Source organism: Bacillus sp. AFS040349, assembly GCF_002577655.1.
In the GTDB taxonomy this organism is placed as follows: domain Bacteria; phylum Bacillota; class Bacilli; order Bacillales; family Bacillaceae; genus Metabacillus.
On record NZ_NUMC01000014.1, the window covers coordinates 91,703 to 110,131 of the forward strand.

The following is an 18,429-nucleotide window of genomic DNA, read 5'->3' on the forward strand; positions in this document are numbered from 1 at the left end:
TTCGATGAAAAACCAATACCAACCGTTTTTTAAATGAAGGGAGATACGAACGAATGAAACATTTACCAGAACAAGATGCAAAAGTATTTGAAGCCATTCAGTTAGAACGTACTCGTCAAGAAACTAAGATTGAACTTATTGCCTCTGAAAACTTTGTTAGTGAAGCAGTAATGGAAGCTCAAGGATCTGTTCTTACAAACAAATATGCAGAAGGTTATCCAGGTCGTCGTTATTATGGTGGTTGTGAGCATGTGGACATTGTTGAAGATATCGCAAGAGACCGTGCGAAAGAAATCTTCGGTGCTGAGTATGTAAACGTTCAGCCTCACTCTGGTGCACAAGCAAACATGGGTGTTTATTTCACAATTTTAGAGCATGGTGATACAGTTCTTGGAATGAACTTATCTCACGGTGGTCACTTAACACATGGTAGCCCTGTTAACTTCAGTGGTGTTCAATACAATTTCGTTGAGTACGGTGTAGACGAAGAAACTCACCGCATCAACTATGAAGATGTGTTAGAAAAAGCTAGACTTCATAAGCCGAAATTAATCGTTGCTGGTGCAAGTGCATATCCAAGAGCAATTGACTTCAAAAAATTCCGTGAAATCGCTGATGAAGTTGGTGCTTACTTCATGGTGGATATGGCTCATATCGCTGGTCTTGTTGCTGCAGGACTTCATGAAAACCCAGTGCCATACGCAGATTTCGTTACAACAACTACTCACAAAACACTTCGTGGACCACGTGGTGGGATGATTCTTTGTAAAGAAGAGTTCGGTAAGAAAATTGATAAATCAATCTTCCCTGGTATCCAAGGTGGACCGCTTATGCATGTTATCGCAGCAAAAGCTGTATCATTTGGTGAAACTCTTCAAGATAGCTTTAAAACATATGCTCAAAACATCATTGATAATGCAAAACGTTTAGCAGAAAAGCTTCAATCAGAAGGTTTAACACTTGTATCTGGTGGTACTGATAACCACTTATTATTAGTAGATGTTCGTTCTCTTCAGTTAACTGGTAAAGTGGCTGAGCACGTATTAGATGAAATCGGAGTTACTGTTAATAAAAACACAATTCCATTTGAAACAGAAAGCCCATTCGTAACAAGTGGAATCCGTATCGGAACTGCTGCTGTAACAAGCCGTGGCTTTGGTTTAGAAGAAATGGATGAGATCGGAAGCATTATTGCGTTTGCATTAAAAAATCACGAAGATGAAGCGAAGCTTGCTGAAGCGAAACAACGCGTTGAAAACTTAACAAGCAAGTTCCCTTTATACCGTAACTTATAAAAAGAAAGAGACCAACTTCGAATGATGAAGTTGGTCTCTCTTTTTATACTGATTTCAGCGGTAACTTAATTTCAACCTTTGTACCGGCATTTTCTTTACTACTAAATTCAATTTTCCCTTTATGTGCCTCGATAATACGGAAGCTTACCATTAGACCTAATCCTGTGCCTTTTTCTTTTAATGTGTAAAAAGGTTCCCCTAGTCGGGTGATCACATGTTCTGGAATGCCACAGCCAGTATCTTTTATGTTGATGGTAACATATCCGTTGTGAGATAGTTCCACTGACACATCGAGCTGACCGCCGGCTGGCATTGATTCTATTGCATTTTTTATTAAATTAATAAAGACTTGTTTTAACTGGTTTTCATCACATATGATAGGAATTTCTTCCACAGACGTATTTCTACTAATAATCTCTATATTGTTGAGTATAGCTTGGGGTTCAATGATGGTTAAGACGTGATTAACTATCTTTCTTAAATCATGTTCCTGGTATTTGATTGCTTGTGGCTTTGCAAGAATCATAAAATCATTAGTAATTAGTTCGATCCGGCTTAACTCTGAGAGCATAAGATCAACAAATTGCTTCTCTCTCTCTTGGGCATCCTTACCTAAGATTTGGGTAAAACCTTTTAAGGTAGTTAACGGATTTCTAATTTCATGGGCAATACCAGCTGCCATCTCTCCAACTACAGCGAGCTTTTCTGATTTTCTTAGGAGATCTTCGGTTTTCTTTAATTTTGTAATGTCTATACAGGAGCCGATAATTTCCTGTACTTCAAAATTACGAAGAATCGGTTTCAGAGTTACGGCATAAATGCCTGTATGTCTTTCAAACTCAAAGGTTCTTTCGTTTCCTTCCCATGCTTTTTGTAAATTTGAATAGATTGTTGTGCCGAGATGACCACAACTGCCGGGATATAAGGTAAAGCCAACAATATCACTGGAGATTCCCATATCATTTAGAAGCTCTCCGTGGCAAAGAGTAATCGTAAAATAATCATCAATCTTTTTAAATTTAGCAAAAACTCCTTGATGCTCTTGTATCATTTCTTTTAACTCTTCTTCAACTTGCTTAAGCTTTTCTTTAGCGACTCTTTCCTCAGTTATATCCCTTGCTATAGCAGCAAATTGAATATACTCATCGAAATAAATAGGGTATATCGTAAAGTTTACTCTAATTGAACTAGGAGGTTTTGCTCCAATTTCATAATCAATCATTCTGTTCCCTTTTAATACTTCCTTAATTAGAACATTCAATTCCTTTTCAAATAGTGGAAACGTTTTTGAAAGTGGTGTTCCTAGAACTTGTTCAGATTTTAATTTAGTAAGCTTTTCAAAGCCTTTGTTAACTTTAACAACATTCCCGTTTTGATCACAAAGAGCAATACTATCAGGTGTGTGTGTGAAAAATGATTCTAATATTCCTTGTGTAGCGGCTAGGTTCTTCTCCGCCTTTTCTTTATGTACAAACGTTAAGTGAAGATTAGAATAGAAAAACGCCCGGTAAATAAAGGTGTAGGCAATCGCTTTGTAAACATGTCCAATAATATTTACTAAATCATGTACGCTTTGATATAACGTAATTTGAAATCCGCCTATTATTAAAAGAACAAAAGCAAATATTAAATAGATGTTTGAATCTGTTTTCACATGGTTTAATTTGCGTAAAACTAAAATAAATGAGAGGAAATGCAAGCCATTAAAAACATATTCAAGTACATTTTTAAAAGGTGTTGGTCCGGTTCCTTCAATGATTAATTGGGGAGCTTGAGGTCCGAAGGTATAAATCAAAACAGTTAGTAATGCAAGAAAAATAAGCGTACCTAATAGGATCAATTTTCTGTTAAGATTCCTTACAGTTTTCTCATCATAAAAAAATAATATTGCCAAGGAAATGGCTTCGATTGCTCGTGCAACGACCCAAAACCAAGCAGTCTTATTGATTGAACTCTCAACAAATAACGGAGGCATACCCGAATAGGTTATTGTGTGCATAAAATCAAAATAGCCGACAGCTAAAAATACAAAGGGCACAAATAGCAAGGTAGTTGGTGGGTTATGACCAAAGGCCTTCCATCCAAAAACAAAAATAATGAACGAGATAAACACACTATACGTTTCAAGAATTAAGTGTATACTTAAATGATTTTTAGGATCATAAAAAGATTGAAATTGAAATTGAATGAGGTATAACAAGAGTAACGGTACGAAAGTATAAATAAATGAGATCGTATAGGCCTTATGGTGGTCCTGGTATGCTTTCATGATCATCAGCCTTTCTTAACTAACGATAAACCTTATATATTGAAATTTTCGACAAAGACAGAGGGTTTTCCTCTAAGTTCTGGCATGTTTTTTCAATATATGTAGAAATAAGACGAACTCGCTTGAAACTATGCATTTTTTTCTGTAAAATCTATTGAAGTGTCAAAGAAAAGGAGATGATTTGATGGGGAAAGTATACGTATTTGATCATCCATTAATTCAACATAAACTTACATATATTCGAGATGTAAAAACTGGTACAAAAGAATTTCGTGAGCTTGTTGATGAAGTAGCAAGCTTAATGGCTTTTGAAATTACAAGAGATATGCCATTAACAGAGGTGGATGTTGAAACTCCGGTAACAACAGCGAAATCAAAGGTGCTTGCAGGGAAAAAGCTGGGAATTATCCCGATCCTTCGTGCTGGCTTAGGTATGGTTGATGGGATTTTAAAACTGATTCCTGCTGCAAAGGTAGGTCATATTGGTTTATATCGTGATCCTGAAACATTACAGCCTGTTGAATATTATGCAAAGCTACCTTCTGATGTAGAAGAGCGCGATTTTATCGTTGTGGATCCTATGCTTGCAACAGGTGGTTCGGCAGTGGAAGCGATCAACAGCTTGAAAAAACGCGGTGCAAAAAATATCAAATTCATGTGCTTAATTGCTGCTCCAGAAGGTGTGGAAGTTGTGAAAAAAGCCCACCCTGATGTTGATATTTTTATTGCTGCTTTAGATGAAAAGCTAAACGATCACGGGTATATCGTTCCAGGCTTAGGTGATGCTGGAGACCGTCTATACGGAACAAAATAAGAGCATGAGAAAAGGTCAGATCTAACACAGTTGTTAGATTCTGGCCTTTTTTGTACATTATTTTATCATGAGCGAACAAACTATAAAGGAGGTGGAACAAGATGGGAATAAAAAAAGTACTTTACATCATGCTGATTACAACGATTTGTTTTCCTAACATGGCAATTGGAGAAACCTTTCCAAACAGGCCTCCGCTTCCAAAAGAATCACAAGAAGAAAATCAAAAAATGATGATGATCGTTAAAGAAGAGGACTTTGATTATTTTAAAAAGAGATTAGAGAGCTACCCTCACATTACGATCAATCAAACCTATCAAAATGTGTTTTACGGATTTTCAATAGAAGGTCAAACTAATGACATCATGACCTTAAAAAATGATCCAGCTGTGATTCATTCAAGTCCTGTTGTTTCTTATGCGTCACAGATTGATGAAAGTGTTCCATTCATCGGTGGCGACGATGTGAGAGGATTATTTGACCGAAGTGATCATCGCTTAACTGGTGAGGGAGTGAAGGTTGCTGTTATTGATACAGGTGTGGACTATAACCACCCTGACTTAAGAAGAAGTTATCTTGGTGGCTTTGATGTCATAGATGGTGACCAAGATCCAATGGAAACAATGGCGAAGGACGGAAGTGAAACGATTCATGGCACACATGTGGCCGGAATTATTGCCGCTAATGGAAAACTAAAAGGTGTTGCGCCAGAAGCAGAAATTATTGCTTATCGCGCACTCGGACCAGGTGGTATGGGAACATCTGATCAAGTGATTGCGGCAATTGATCGAGCGATAAAAGATAAGGTAGATATTATCAACTTATCGTTAGGAAACAATGTGAATGGTCCTGATTGGCCGACAAGTCTCGCCCTTGACCGAGCAGTTGAAGCGGGGATTGTTGCTGTTACTTCTAGTGGAAATTCAGGTCCTGGTCTTTGGACAGTCGGTTCTCCAGGAACATCTTCAAAAGCGATTTCTGTAGGGGCATCTTCACCACCGCTACAAATGCCTTATTTAAAAGTGGGCGGAATAAAAGAAGACATCTCCATTCACTCACTGCAAGGAGCAAAGTCATGGCAATTAAAAGGGCTAGAAGAAATCGTTGATGCAGGTTTAGGCTATAAAAATGACATCAAAGATTCTGTGAGAGGAAAAGTTGTTTTAGTAGAAAGAGGTAAAATCTCTTTTACTGAAAAAGTGCTGAATGCCAAAGAAAAAGGGGCTAAAGCAGTGCTAATTTCGAACAATGTAAAAGGTAACTTTGCAGGAGCATTAGAAATACCGCTCGACATGCCGGTTGCTTCAATTTCAAAGGAAGCTGGAGCGGCAATCCGAAAGCAGCTAAAGCATCATCCTAGTATACGAACGGAGTATAGAAAAGAACAAGACCAACTTGCAGATTTTAGTTCGCGAGGTCCTGTTACAAGTACATGGGCGATAAAGCCAGATGTAGTCGCGCCGGGTGTAGCAATTGAAAGCACTGTTCCTGATGGTTATTTAGCATTACATGGAACGAGCATGGCAGCGCCACATGTGGCAGGAGCATGCGCACTAATCAAGCAGGCCCACCCAGATTGGAATCCGGAGCAAATAAAAGCGTCCTTAATGAACACGGCAACAAAATTAACAAATGATAATGAAAAAGTGTTAAAGCCAAATGAACAAGGTGCTGGAAGAATTAATATTAAAGAAGCTGTTGAGGCAAAAGTTCTTGTATATCCAGGTTCATTAACATTTGGACAGTATGAAACAAATCATCCACGAACGAAAAAAACAGTAAAAATTACAATAGATAATCAATCAAATAAAGAAGAACATATCTATTTTGATATGCCGAAAAATAAACCTGGGGTTAGGTGGGAACTGCCAAAAAATATAAACATCAAGCCAGGTGAGAAAAAGCAGGTTGAAATAAGCCTAGATCTTACTCCAAGTCAGTTAACGCCAGGTATTCATCAAGGGTGGTTAAAATTACAGCAAGATGGAAATGATATTGACGTTCCTTATGCGTATGTTGTGGATGAGCCGAATTATCCGAGAATTATGGGCTTTGAATTTGCTTATAGTGATGAGCCGGAAGTTTATAAATACCGGATGTACTTGCCAGGTGGTGCGGATGAAGTGGGAATAGCCTTATATGATCTAGATACTTTAGCATTTGTTGGCTATTTAGATTGGTTTCACGATGCTCCCCGCGGATTAGTAGAAAAAGAAGTAAAACTAGAAGAAACGGATATACCCGAGGGGAATTATAAAGGAGTCATTTTTGCAAACAAAAGCGGAAAAGAAGACTTTGTAGAAACGGATATTTTACTAGGTGAATAATTAAGTGGATTTACTTAGTCAAGGGGGTTATTGAGGGTGATTGTGAACGATTTGTGATGATTGGGTAAGATTGTGAACATTTTAACTTTAAACACATTGACATCACATATACGCTATTGTATGCTAAACGAGGGTATAATGATAAGGTTTACAATTCCGATAAAAACCCGTAAATAACCCCTTATTCCGTTATAAATCTACAGCGAGGATTTATAAAATGCGACAAAAAAAACGCCATCCTTTACATGCGATGGGCCTCATGTCAGCTATCCTTTCCCAATTAGTTGGCTCTATCTTAATTGGTATTTTTGCAGGGAAGTGGGTAGATGATTACTTTAAAACAGAACCGTTGTTTTTAATCATAGGCCTTCTGCTAGGACTAGCTGCTGGTGTATATGCCATGCTAAAGTTAGTCAACCACTATTTCTCAGGAGAATAAGATTTCATGTTTGAAATGCATCTGATGTTTCGCAGATATCGAAAATACATATTTTATCTACTAGCCGTTTATGTTATAGGTTGGGGATTCACGGAATATCAGTCTGTTTTCCTAGGATTAATTTTGGGAACATGCATCACTTTGTACAACCTCTGGATCATGGTGAGAAAGCATAAGCAGTTTGATGACGCATTAACTAAAGGAAGGAAAGCGGGTTCGTTAGGGACAACATCAAGAATGGCAGCAGCCGGAGTCGCAGTTTTTTTTGCGATAAAGTTTCCCGAGTATTTTGATTTGATTAGTGTTGTTTTTGGATTAATGACGATGTATATCGTTATTATGATAGATTATGTAATTCAACATTCACGCGCTTAGCTGGGAAGAGAGGTGAATCTATTGGGTCACGAAGCTCCTGTGGTAGAGTTTTTAGGTCTAAATTTTAATTTATCAAACGTATTAATGATTACGATTGCTAGTTTAATCGTTTTTATCATTGCAATTGCTGCAACCCGCAGTTTAGCAATGAAACCAACAGGTATGCAAAACTTCATCGAATGGGTAGTCGATTTTGTGAAAAATATTATCGGCAGTACGATGGATTGGCAAACAGGCGGACGTTTCTTAACGTTAGGGATCACACTATTAATGTATGTATTTGTATCAAATATGTTAGGGTTACCTTTCGCCATTGTTGTAGGACATGAATTGTGGTGGAAATCACCAACTGCAGATCCTGCCATCACCTTAACCCTTGCTGTTCTTGTAGTAGCGTTATCACATTACTACGGTATTAAGATGAAGGGTGCATCTGAATATGGTAAGGACTTTTTCAAGCCAATGCCATTTATGTTTCCATTAAAGATTATTGAAGAATTTGCGAACACATTAACGCTTGGTCTTCGTCTTTACGGAAATATTTTTGCGGGTGAGATTCTTTTAGGCTTGCTTGTTAGTCTAGCAACAAGCGGGTATGCAGAAAGTTTTGGAAGTGGAATAATTGGCACTATCGTTGCTGCAATTCCTATGTTAGCATGGCAAGGATTTAGTATCTTTGTTGGAGCAATCCAAGCATTTATTTTCACTATGTTAACGATGGTTTATTTGGCACACAAAGTGAGTCATGACCATTAATCAATATATGTTCAATTTATTGGACTAAAACAAAAGTAATATTATTTTTCATACATTTAAAGGAGGAAATTTAACAATGGGTTTATTAGCAGCTGCAATTGCAATTGGTTTAGCGGCACTAGGTGCTGGTATTGGTAACGGTCTTATCGTATCTCGTACAGTAGAGGGTATTGCGCGTCAACCTGAAGCGCAAGGTAAATTACAAACTACAATGTTCATCGGGGTAGCGTTAGTAGAGGCGATTCCGATCATCGCCGTAGTTATCGCATTCATCGTAATGGGTGGAGAATAATTCGATAGTTATAGTAGGAAATATGGCGAAGATCATTCAAAGCGAACCTTCGCCATTCCTTTATGCACAGATATTTAAACTGGTTATAGATTAACTTAGTTTACTTTAAAACTATGTAAAGAATAAAAGGGTTTCGAGGAACGAGTAGTTCAAGGAAGCGACTGAGGAGGTACCGGAGCGTACAACCGTACGTGAGGATGCCGACGAAGAAGCTGACGCAGAAATACGAAGTTCATCGGAAGCCGTGAACTTACTAACCCATCATGGAACTCTTGAAGGGAGTGAAACCGAGCAATGTTAACTTTTGATCTTGCTTTAGGTGCGTCTACAGGCGGCCTTAACACAGGTGATATCATATTTCAGCTAGTAATGTTCTTAATCCTTCTTGGATTACTTGGTAAGTATGCATTCGGACCAGTTATGGGCATTATGAAGCAACGTGAAGAACATATTGCAAATGAAATTAATAGTTCTGAAGATAGAAATAAAGAAGCACAGAAACTAGTTGAAGAGCAACGTGAGTTATTAAAACAAGCGCGTCAAGAAGCTCAAGCTCTAGTGGAAAATGCGAAAAAGCTTGGTGAGCAACAAAAAGAAGAGATTATCCAAGCAGCTCGTTCTGAAGCTGGACGTCTGAAAGACTCTGCTTTAAAAGAAATCGAGCAAGAAAAAGAAAATGCTGTTGCTGCGTTACGCGAACAGGTTGCATCATTATCAGTACTTATTGCTTCTAAAGTAATCGAAAAAGAGTTGAACGAACAAGAACAAGAAAAATTGATTAACGACTACATCAATGAGGTAGGCGAAGGTCGATGAGTAATGGAATCGTTGCAAAACGTTATGCGGTAGCTCTTTTTCAACTTGCAAAAGAACAAAATGTTATTGATCAAATCGAAAACGAATTGCTCGTTGTAAAAGAAGTATTTACAACGAATCAAGAACTTATAGATGTACTAAACCATCCAAAAGTTACAAATGAAGCGAAAAAATCAATCGTAAAAGAAGCATTTGGAAGCCTTTCACAACAGGTTGTTAATACGCTTTACTTACTAGTTGATCGTCATCGTGTAGATGTTGTAACAGAAATTGTTAACCACTTCGTACAAAGTGCAAATGAAGTGCGCGGTACAGAGGATGCAATCGTATACTCTGTTCGCCCATTATCAGATACTGAACTATCTGCTATTTCAACTTCTTTTGCGAAAAAGATTGGCAAGAGTTCACTTCGTTTACAAAACGTTGTGGATGCTAAACTAATTGGTGGCGTTAAGCTACGAATCGGCAATCGTATTTATGATGGAAGTGTTAGCGGTAAGCTTGAACGTATAGAGCGACAATTGGTCGCAAACAGATTGTAGATAGGGGTGAAACTCATGAGCATCAAAGCTGAAGAAATTAGTGCGCTTATAAAAAAGCAAATCGAAAACTATCAGTCTGATATTAAAGTAAGCGATGTTGGTACTGTAATCCAAGTTGGGGACGGTATCGCTCGTGCTCATGGCCTCGACAATGTCATGGCTGGAGAGCTTGTAGAATTCGCAAACGGCGTTATGGGTATGGCTCAGAACCTTGAGGAAAATAACGTTGGTATTATTATTTTAGGACCTTACACAGATATCCGTGAAGGTGACGAAGTTCGTCGTACAGGACGCATCATGGAGGTTCCTGTAGGTGAAGCATTAATCGGTCGTGTTGTTAACTCATTAGGACAGCCTGTAGATGGTCTAGGTCCAATTGAAACAACTAAAACAAGACCAATCGAAAGTCCAGCACCTGGTGTTATGGATCGTAAATCAGTTCATGAACCACTTCAAACTGGTATCAAAGCGATTGACGCTCTTGTACCAATCGGTCGTGGTCAACGTGAGTTAATTATCGGTGACCGTCAAACAGGTAAAACGGCTGTAGCAATCGATACAATCTTGAACCAAAAAGATCAAGATATGGTATGTATCTACGTTGCAATTGGTCAAAAAGAATCAACTGTTCGTGGAGTTGTTGAAACTTTACGTAAACACGGTGCATTAGATTACACAATCGTTGTAACAGCTTCTGCATCACAACCAGCTCCAATGTTATTCTTAGCACCTTATGCTGGGGTTACAATGGGTGAGGAATTCATGTACAATGGCAAGCACGTTCTTGTAGTATATGATGACCTTACAAAACAAGCTTCGGCATACCGTGAGCTTTCATTATTACTACGTCGTCCTCCGGGCCGTGAAGCATATCCTGGTGACGTTTTCTACCTACATTCACGTTTGTTAGAGCGTGCAGCAAAATTAAGTGATGCAAAAGGCGCAGGTTCTTTAACTGCATTACCATTCATCGAGACACAAGCTGGTGACGTTTCTGCTTATATCCCAACAAACGTTATCTCAATCACTGACGGACAAATCTTCCTTCAGTCTGACCTGTTCTTCTCTGGCGTACGTCCAGCGATTAACGCAGGTTTATCTGTATCTCGTGTTGGTGGTTCAGCACAAATTAAAGCGATGAAGAAGGTTGCTGGTACATTACGTCTTGACCTTGCTTCATACCGTGAGCTTGAAGCGTTCGCTCAATTCGGTTCTGACCTTGATAAAGCAACACAAGCAAAATTAAACCGTGGTGCGCGTACTGTTGAAGTACTAAAACAAGGTTTAAATAAACCATTAAAAGTTGAAAAGCAAGTTATGATTCTTTATGCATTAACTCGTGGATTCCTTGATGATATCCCAGTAGTAGATATCACTCGTTTTGAAGATGAGTTCCATGCATACACAGAACAAAATCATAAAGATCTTCTTGACGAAATCCGTACAACTGGCGGACTTCCAAAAGATGACGCTCTAAAAGCGGCTATCGAAGGATTCAAAAAGACTTTTGCTCCTTCTGAACAATAATAATTTGTGAGTGAAGGCTCGTCTAGGGCTTTCACTCAGACTGTTAATAGATGATTTTTAAATAAAGGTGGTGAGAACCTTTGGCATCATTACGCGACATAAAATCAAGAATTACGTCTACTAAAAAGACGAGTCAGATTACAAAAGCGATGGAGATGGTTTCAGCTGCAAAGCTTAACCGTGCAGAAAACAATGCAAAGGCATTTGGACCTTATATGGAGAAAATCCAGGAGGTTGTTGCAAGCATCGCAAACGGTAGCACAGACGTAAGTCATCCAATGCTAGAAAAAAGACCAGTTAAGAAAACAGGTTACCTGGTGATCACATCAGACCGTGGCTTAGCAGGTGCTTTTAACAGTAGTGTACTACGTGCTGTTTACCAATCTATTCAAAAACGTCACAAGTCAAATGATGAATTCGTCATTATTGCAATCGGTAAAATGGGCCGTGATTTCTTTAAAAAGCGTGGTATGAACGTTATTTCCGAAATTACTGGTATTGGTGATGAAACTTCTTTTGCTAGCATTAAGGACATTGCAAGTGGAGCAGTAAACATGTTCGCAGACGGGTCATATGACGAACTATACATGTATTACAACCACTTTGTTAGTGCCATTCAACAAGATGTTACGGAAAAGAAGCTTCTTCCACTATCCGACATTTCTTCAAGCAAAGGTTTAACTTCTTATGAATTCGAACCAAATCAAGAAGAAATTCTTGAAGTGCTGTTACCACAATATGCTGAAAGTCTCATCTACGGAGCACTGCTTGATAGTAAGGCTTCTGAGCACGCAGCTCGTATGACAGCAATGAAGAATGCGACTGATAATGCAAAAGAACTTATCAATGGACTTACTTTAACATACAACCGTGCACGTCAAGCTGCGATCACACAAGAAATTACCGAGATCGTTGGTGGAGCGGCCGCATTAGAATAGGTTCGGACTATTCTACAATGCTTTTTTACGCAAGATAGGAGGGAAAACGATGAATAAAGGACGCATTACTCAAATTTTGGGTCCGGTTGTTGACGTAAAGTTCCAGAGCGGTCAACTACCAGACATTTATAATGCCCTTACAATTAAAACAGAAGCGAATGATAACGAAGTCGCTATCGACCTTACATTAGAAGTTGCCCTACATTTAGGTGACGATACAGTTCGTACAGTTGCGATGTCTACAACTGACGGTCTTGTACGTGGAGTGGAGGTTACAGACACTGGTGCACCAATTTCTGTTCCTGTTGGTGATGTTACATTAGGTCGTGTATTCAACGTATTAGGTCAAAACATTGACTTAGATGAGCCGATCGCTGCAGAAGCACGTCGTGATCCTATTCACAGAGCTGCTCCTAAGTTTGATCAACTTTCAACTGAGGTTGAAATTCTTGAAACTGGAATTAAAGTAGTAGACTTATTAGCACCTTACATCAAGGGTGGTAAAATCGGTCTATTCGGTGGTGCCGGTGTAGGGAAAACTGTTTTAATCCAGGAGTTAATCAATAACATCGCTCAAGAGCACGGCGGTATCTCTGTATTCGCTGGTGTAGGTGAGCGTACTCGTGAAGGAAATGACCTTTACCACGAGATGACTGACTCAGGCGTTATCAAGAAAACAGCAATGGTATTCGGTCAAATGAATGAGCCACCTGGTGCACGTATGCGTGTTGCCTTAACTGGTCTTACTATGGCTGAATTCTTCCGTGATGATCAAGGACAAGACGTTCTATTCTTCATGGATAACATCTTCCGTTTCACTCAAGCAGGTTCAGAGGTTTCTGCCCTACTTGGACGTATGCCATCTGCCGTTGGTTACCAACCAACATTGGCTACAGAAATGGGTCAATTACAAGAGCGTATCACATCTACTAACGTAGGTTCTGTTACATCAATCCAAGCGATTTACGTTCCAGCCGATGACTACACGGATCCGGCTCCGGCAACAACTTTCGCTCACTTAGATGCAACAACGAACTTAGAGCGTAAATTATCTGAGATGGGTATCTATCCAGCGGTGGATCCTCTTGCTTCAACTTCACGTGCATTATCACCTGAAATCGTTGGAGAAGAGCATTACGCTGTAGCTCGTCAGGTACAACAAACGTTACAACGTTACAAAGAGCTTCAAGATATCATTGCAATCCTGGGTATGGATGAGCTTTCTGAAGAAGATAAATTAACAGTTGCACGTGCTCGTCGTGTTCAATTCTTCTTATCTCAAAACTTCCACGTTGCCGAGCAGTTCACTGGCCAACCTGGTTCATATGTTCCTGTTAAAGAAACAGTTCACGGGTTCAAAGAGATTCTAGAAGGTAAGTACGATCACCTTCCAGAGGATGCGTTCCGTCTAGTTGGACGTATTGAAGAAGTTATTGAAAATGCAAAACAAATGGGTGTAGAAGCCTAATTTTGGGACCTAGGAGGGTATGAGTATGAAGACAGTATTAGTCAATGTCGTTACTCCCGATGGCCCAGTTTACGATGCAGACGTAGAGATGGTGAGTGTAAAAGCTCAAAGTGGTGAACTTGGTATTTTACCAGGACATATTCCTATGGTTGCTCCATTACAAATTGGAGCAGTTCGCCTAAAGAAAGGGAGCAGCACTGAATTAGTTGCTGTGACTGGCGGCTTTATCGAAGTACGACCTGACAAGGTAACAATTTTAGCTCAAGCAGCTGAAACAGCAGAGCATATTGATGAAGCTCGTGCACAAGCAGCTAAAAAACGTGCTGAAGAACGTCTAAATCAAAAAACAGACAATATCGATTTTAAACGCGCTGAGCTAGCACTACAACGTGCAATCAACCGTTTAAACGTAACGAAATTTTAAAAAGGATGGTGCCTCGGGCACCATCCTTTTTGGTTTGTATGGGGTATTTTGAGTGGATTAAAGAGTATTTATCCTAATAAAGAAGCATTTATTTTCGATTTAAGATGGCTATCCGCGATTCTCGGGTTTATCCGCGATTCTCAGGGTTTATCCGCGATTCTCGGGTTTTATCCGCGATTCTCGGGAGTATATCCGCGATTCTCGAGGGTATATCCGCGATACACAGTCTCAACGATCCCAGGTCCTACCCGCAATCAAATCACTTACTTTTCATACTCATTCTCATATAGCGCTTAAACAGCGCTTGTTGACTTCCATCTTTTTGTGAAAGATAGAATTGTGGAAACAGATTTTCAAAGTATTGATGAAAACGTCCGTATCGTATGCCCATCACGAACTTCTGATCCGCATATGGATATTCTTCGACAATCCACTCAGCAGCATCATCATGATGCATAACTAATACTTCACATAAATACAGACTCATACATGTTTCAAACTCTTCAATCGTTATTTGTATGTCAAAAAAATAGTTGTTTCGAACTAAATGAAAATAAAATTCCTCTAAAGAAATGAGACTTTTAGGGGAATAATCAAGAAGTACATTAAACTCTTTTGAAATTTCTTCTAATAGCTTAAGATGTTCCTGGCGATGTTCGTAATAAAAAGCCTTTGCTGCGTAAATATTATCAAAGAAAGGTAATGTTGAAGCATACTCTTGAATTGAATCGTGGTTGTTTTCAAAATTTAATTGCATGTTCTGCCCCCTTCTCCCTGTTAAAACCTATATATGTCTCAGCAGGATCTGCTGCTTCTGAAGTATAACACAGAAAATGGCTTGGAAAATCTGTAACAATTTTTTCATAAATGAGGAAGTAAGTGGATGATAAAAGGTAGTAAAATAGAAAGGTGAGCCTTTTTTGGCCTGCAGTTTCTTAATCGGCCTTAGCATGTTTTTTGTAAAAGTAAAGACAGTATACGTTAAATTTTTATTAAAAGTAAAAATCAATCATGTTACATGGAAAGCTCAATATACTATTCAAGGGTATATATCACATCAAGAAAAAAAGATTCATTTTTTTCGCTAATATAGGTCATTTTGAGGTTGTTTTTAGAAAAAAAACAGGTATGATTTAAATTGCTCTGTGTTTTTTGCAAAATAAAAAAATAATCCTTAAAACTTGGATTATTGGAGGGGTGAAGCATGCCCGACTATGGACAACTGGCCTTAATAAGTATGGTTGTACACCTTGCTTTCATCGCAGTAACTTGGTGGGCCTTACAAGCATTAAACATTGAAAAATGGATTAAAGCGGGCAAAGTCATTCAAGCGAAGGTACTTCTTATATTATTAACCATTGCCATTGGATCATTAGTAAGTAATTTTTTCCTTGATTATTTATTATGGTCACAACAACTTCCATCACTTTTTTAGAAAAAACGTTGGTTTATAGCGGATCTTAAACGGGAAATAGGTACATATTGATCGTTTTACAGAATTGTCTATTATTGACGACTTTTTCCACGTATGGACACTTTTTATCCGGTAACAATGTTACTAAGGAGAGGAAGTGGCCGTGTATGAGATATAAAGGGATAGGGATTATGGTTATAACGTTGTCAATACTTTTTAGTTTCGTGGCAAATCACATTGGAGCAACTGAACGTCAATCGAAATTACTTCAAATTGCTAAAGGTATGGAACATCAAGATATTGACATCAAAGAATGGTCTTTATATGCTAAACAGGTTGTCAGCAATCAATCAATCGATGAAGTGAAACTAATGACAGACCAATACCGTCAATTTAAATGGACGTTTTCAGAGGACGACAACGTTTATAAAGCGATTGGTGTTTATAACAATAGAGAGAAAAATGTGACAGAAAAGCTTCAAATTTTAAACACCCTCACAAAAAATCAATCACAATCGTATATCCTTTATGAGGTTAAGGGTGTAAACTCACAAAAAAATTGGAACAACATCAACGACTACTTCCAAACTAATGCTTTCGACATCTTTCATGAAAAACCTACAATTTTTGCTTGTGTGGCTGGAATCATTAATGATAATATGGAAGTTGTTTTGAAACAAAAATCAGAAAACTTGTTAAAAGAATTTGAGGCGAAACCGGTAGAACAACTGCAGGAACCAGATTTTCTTTCGGTATCGGCTAAAACCCCTATATGGGAAGATTATATTCCAACTGATGAAAACAACATGAACATACAAATTGCATTAAGAACTGACGGATTGGGCGGTAAAACTACGGTCGTTATAGGAACACCAATCATTACGTCTGAATATTAATATAGAGAAATTGGGACGCGGAGGGGAATACTTTGGAAAAAATCATCGTCCGCGGCGGTCGTAGGTTAAACGGTACTGTGCAAGTTGAAGGAGCAAAAAATGCCGTTCTACCAGTTATCGCTGCATCATTATTAGCAAGTGAAGATAAAAGTATCATAAGTAATGTACCTACGCTCTCCGATGTGTATACAATTAATGAAGTTCTTCGCCACTTAGGCGCAGATGTCCATTTTGAAAATAATCAAGTGATTGTAGATGCATCAAAAGAGCTATCAACAGAAGCACCATTTGAATATGTAAGAAAAATGCGTGCGTCTGTACTTGTCATGGGAGCACTTTTAGCTCGTAATGGTCATGCACGTGTTGCATTGCCAGGTGGTTGTGCAATTGGCTCACGTCCAATTGATCAGCATTTAAAAGGCTTTGAAGCAATGGGAGCATCAATTAAAGTTGGAAACGGCTTTATTGAAGCAGAAGTAAATGGAAGACTAAAAGGTGCTAAAGTTTACCTTGATTTCCCAAGTGTTGGTGCAACAGAAAACATCATCATGGCTGCTGCTTTAGCAGAAGGAACAACGGTACTAGAAAACGTAGCAAAAGAACCTGAAATCGTTGACTTAGCGAACTATATCAATGCTATGGGTGGTAAAATCCGCGGCGCCGGTACAGGAACTATTCGTATTGAAGGTGTGGAAACTCTAAAAGGTATTAACCACACAATCATCCCAGACCGTATTGAAGCAGGTACATTCATGGTAGCTGCAGCAATCACAGGCGGAGACGTTCTTGTAAAAGGAGCAATTCCAGAGCATTTAACATCTCTTGTTGCAAAAATGGAAGAGATGGGCGTTAAAATCATTGAAGAACAAGAAGGTTTACGTGTCATCGGACCTGAGAAATTAAAATCTGTAGACTTAAAAACAATGCCACACCCTGGTTTCCCAACAGATATGCAATCGCAAATGATGGCATTGTTACTATGTGCTAACGGAACTAGCATGATCACAGAAACAGTTTTCGAAAATCGTTTCATGCATGTTGAAGAATTCCGTCGTATGAATGGAGATATCAAAATTGAGGGACGTTCCGTTATCATCAATGGACCTGTAAAGCTACAAGGTGCAGAAGTAGCAGCAACTGACCTACGTGCTGGTGCCGCACTAATCCTAGCTGGATTATGTGCAGAAGGCCATACACGTGTCACTGAACTAAAACATCTAGATCGTGGCTATGTAAACTTCCACGATAAGCTTGCATCTATCGGCGCAGATATCGAACGTGTTAAAGAAGAAATCACAACAAAATCTGATCAGCAAGCAGCTGTATCATCAGATTAATATGCCTTCATAAAAGGAGCAGGAGTCAGCAATGGCGCCCTGCTCCTTTTATTTTTATAAGTACGCGTATTATTCACAAATATGTAAAGAAATTAATTCTTTTTACGACTTTACTAGAATACCTTTATTTGTTGAAGATTATACATGGAATTTTATAAAACTTTGGTGAAAAGTAAGTGAATGAGATTTTATAGGGATTAGCCAGTGGTGTTTGAACGACAAAACAGAGGTCAGTAGGGGGGAGAGTGTCGTTCATAAGGGTGATGAACGACAAAAGAGAGGTCAGTTGAAAGAGAAATGTCGTACATAAGGTTGAAGCAGCTCTTACTCCGGTTCCTTCCGTTGATAATTAGAAGAAGAATTGATGTATGAGGCAAATGGGTGCCCGATACGCGAGAATCGAGACAAAAACCAGCATAGAAAGAATGTTCTGTCTCGATACTGCGAGAATTGGGACAAAACTCGGTAAAGAAAGAAAGGTTCTGTCTCGATACTGCGAGAAT

18 protein-coding genes are annotated in these 18,429 nt (G+C 38.8%); 16 read left to right on the plus strand and 2 right to left on the minus strand.

Annotation, left to right across the window (positions count from 1 at the left end; translation table 11 throughout):
• Positions 1-53: 53 nt before the first annotated feature.
• Positions 54-1,295: a serine hydroxymethyltransferase gene (glyA, locus tag COD11_RS03935; RefSeq protein WP_098795454.1), complete on the plus strand. Its 1,242-nt coding sequence runs from the start codon at positions 54-56 to the stop codon at positions 1,293-1,295.
• Positions 1,296-1,338: 43 nt separating this feature from the next.
• Here glyA and COD11_RS03940 read toward each other — a convergent pair whose 3' ends face one another.
• Positions 1,339-3,564, minus strand: a complete 2,226-nt coding sequence (locus tag COD11_RS03940) for an MASE3 domain-containing protein (protein WP_176550967.1) — start codon at positions 3,562-3,564, stop codon at positions 1,339-1,341.
• A 184-nt stretch (positions 3,565-3,748) separates the two neighbouring features.
• Here COD11_RS03940 and upp point away from each other — a divergent pair, with 184 nt between their 5' ends.
• The 12 genes from upp (at position 3,749) to COD11_RS04000 (ending at position 14,279) form a co-directional block, all read left to right on the plus strand.
• Complete coding sequence (gene upp, locus COD11_RS03945) at positions 3,749-4,378, plus strand: uracil phosphoribosyltransferase (RefSeq protein ID WP_098795456.1); 630 nt, start codon at positions 3,749-3,751, stop codon at positions 4,376-4,378.
• Between the two features lie 101 nt (positions 4,379-4,479).
• Positions 4,480-6,702 (plus strand): S8 family serine peptidase, encoded by a 2,223-nt coding sequence (locus COD11_RS03950; protein ID WP_098795457.1) that lies wholly within the window; start codon positions 4,480-4,482, stop codon positions 6,700-6,702.
• Between the two features lie 217 nt (positions 6,703-6,919).
• Entirely contained in the window at positions 6,920-7,141 is a 222-nt protein-coding gene (locus COD11_RS03955; RefSeq protein ID WP_098795458.1) for an AtpZ/AtpI family protein, read from the plus strand.
• Between the two features lie 6 nt (positions 7,142-7,147).
• Entirely contained in the window at positions 7,148-7,516 is a 369-nt protein-coding gene (locus tag COD11_RS03960) for an ATP synthase subunit I (RefSeq protein WP_098795459.1), read from the plus strand.
• Positions 7,517-7,537: 21 nt separating this feature from the next.
• A complete protein-coding gene (gene atpB, locus COD11_RS03965; protein WP_098795460.1) occupies positions 7,538-8,272 on the plus strand; it encodes a F0F1 ATP synthase subunit A in 735 nt (244 codons plus the stop codon).
• A gap of 76 nt (positions 8,273-8,348) precedes the next feature.
• Positions 8,349-8,564 (plus strand): F0F1 ATP synthase subunit C, encoded by a 216-nt coding sequence (gene atpE, locus COD11_RS03970; RefSeq protein WP_098795461.1) that lies wholly within the window; start codon positions 8,349-8,351, stop codon positions 8,562-8,564.
• A 294-nt stretch (positions 8,565-8,858) separates the two neighbouring features.
• Positions 8,859-9,380: a F0F1 ATP synthase subunit B gene (atpF, locus tag COD11_RS03975; RefSeq protein ID WP_098795462.1), complete on the plus strand. Its 522-nt coding sequence runs from the start codon at positions 8,859-8,861 to the stop codon at positions 9,378-9,380.
• On the plus strand, positions 9,377-9,922 hold the full coding sequence (locus COD11_RS03980; RefSeq protein WP_098795463.1) for a F0F1 ATP synthase subunit delta: 546 nt from the start codon (positions 9,377-9,379) through the stop codon (positions 9,920-9,922). The genes atpF and COD11_RS03980 overlap by 4 nt, the downstream gene beginning before the upstream one ends.
• A gap of 15 nt (positions 9,923-9,937) precedes the next feature.
• A complete protein-coding gene (gene atpA / locus COD11_RS03985) occupies positions 9,938-11,449 on the plus strand; it encodes a F0F1 ATP synthase subunit alpha (RefSeq protein ID WP_098795464.1) in 1,512 nt (503 codons plus the stop codon).
• Between the two features lie 80 nt (positions 11,450-11,529).
• A complete protein-coding gene (locus tag COD11_RS03990) occupies positions 11,530-12,387 on the plus strand; it encodes a F0F1 ATP synthase subunit gamma (RefSeq protein ID WP_098795465.1) in 858 nt (285 codons plus the stop codon).
• Between the two features lie 49 nt (positions 12,388-12,436).
• Positions 12,437-13,855, plus strand: a complete 1,419-nt coding sequence (gene atpD / locus COD11_RS03995) for a F0F1 ATP synthase subunit beta (protein WP_098795466.1) — start codon at positions 12,437-12,439, stop codon at positions 13,853-13,855.
• A 25-nt stretch (positions 13,856-13,880) separates the two neighbouring features.
• Positions 13,881-14,279, plus strand: coding sequence for a F0F1 ATP synthase subunit epsilon (locus COD11_RS04000; RefSeq protein WP_098795467.1), 399 nt, complete (start codon positions 13,881-13,883; stop codon positions 14,277-14,279).
• 259 nt (positions 14,280-14,538) lie between these two features.
• On the opposite strand, the gene COD11_RS04005 is transcribed toward COD11_RS04000, so the two are convergent.
• Positions 14,539-15,036, minus strand: a complete 498-nt coding sequence (locus COD11_RS04005) for a hypothetical protein (RefSeq protein ID WP_098795468.1) — start codon at positions 15,034-15,036, stop codon at positions 14,539-14,541.
• Between the two features lie 447 nt (positions 15,037-15,483).
• On the opposite strand from COD11_RS04005, the gene COD11_RS04010 reads away from it, so the two are divergent.
• The 3 genes from COD11_RS04010 (at position 15,484) to murA (ending at position 17,926) form a co-directional block, all read left to right on the plus strand.
• On the plus strand, positions 15,484-15,714 hold the full coding sequence (locus COD11_RS04010; protein ID WP_098795469.1) for a DUF1146 family protein: 231 nt from the start codon (positions 15,484-15,486) through the stop codon (positions 15,712-15,714).
• 146 nt (positions 15,715-15,860) lie between these two features.
• On the plus strand, positions 15,861-16,589 hold the full coding sequence (locus COD11_RS04015) for a YwmB family TATA-box binding protein (protein ID WP_098795470.1): 729 nt from the start codon (positions 15,861-15,863) through the stop codon (positions 16,587-16,589).
• Between the two features lie 32 nt (positions 16,590-16,621).
• A complete protein-coding gene (gene murA / locus COD11_RS04020) occupies positions 16,622-17,926 on the plus strand; it encodes a UDP-N-acetylglucosamine 1-carboxyvinyltransferase (RefSeq protein WP_098795471.1) in 1,305 nt (434 codons plus the stop codon).
• Positions 17,927-18,429: the final 503 nt, after the last annotated feature.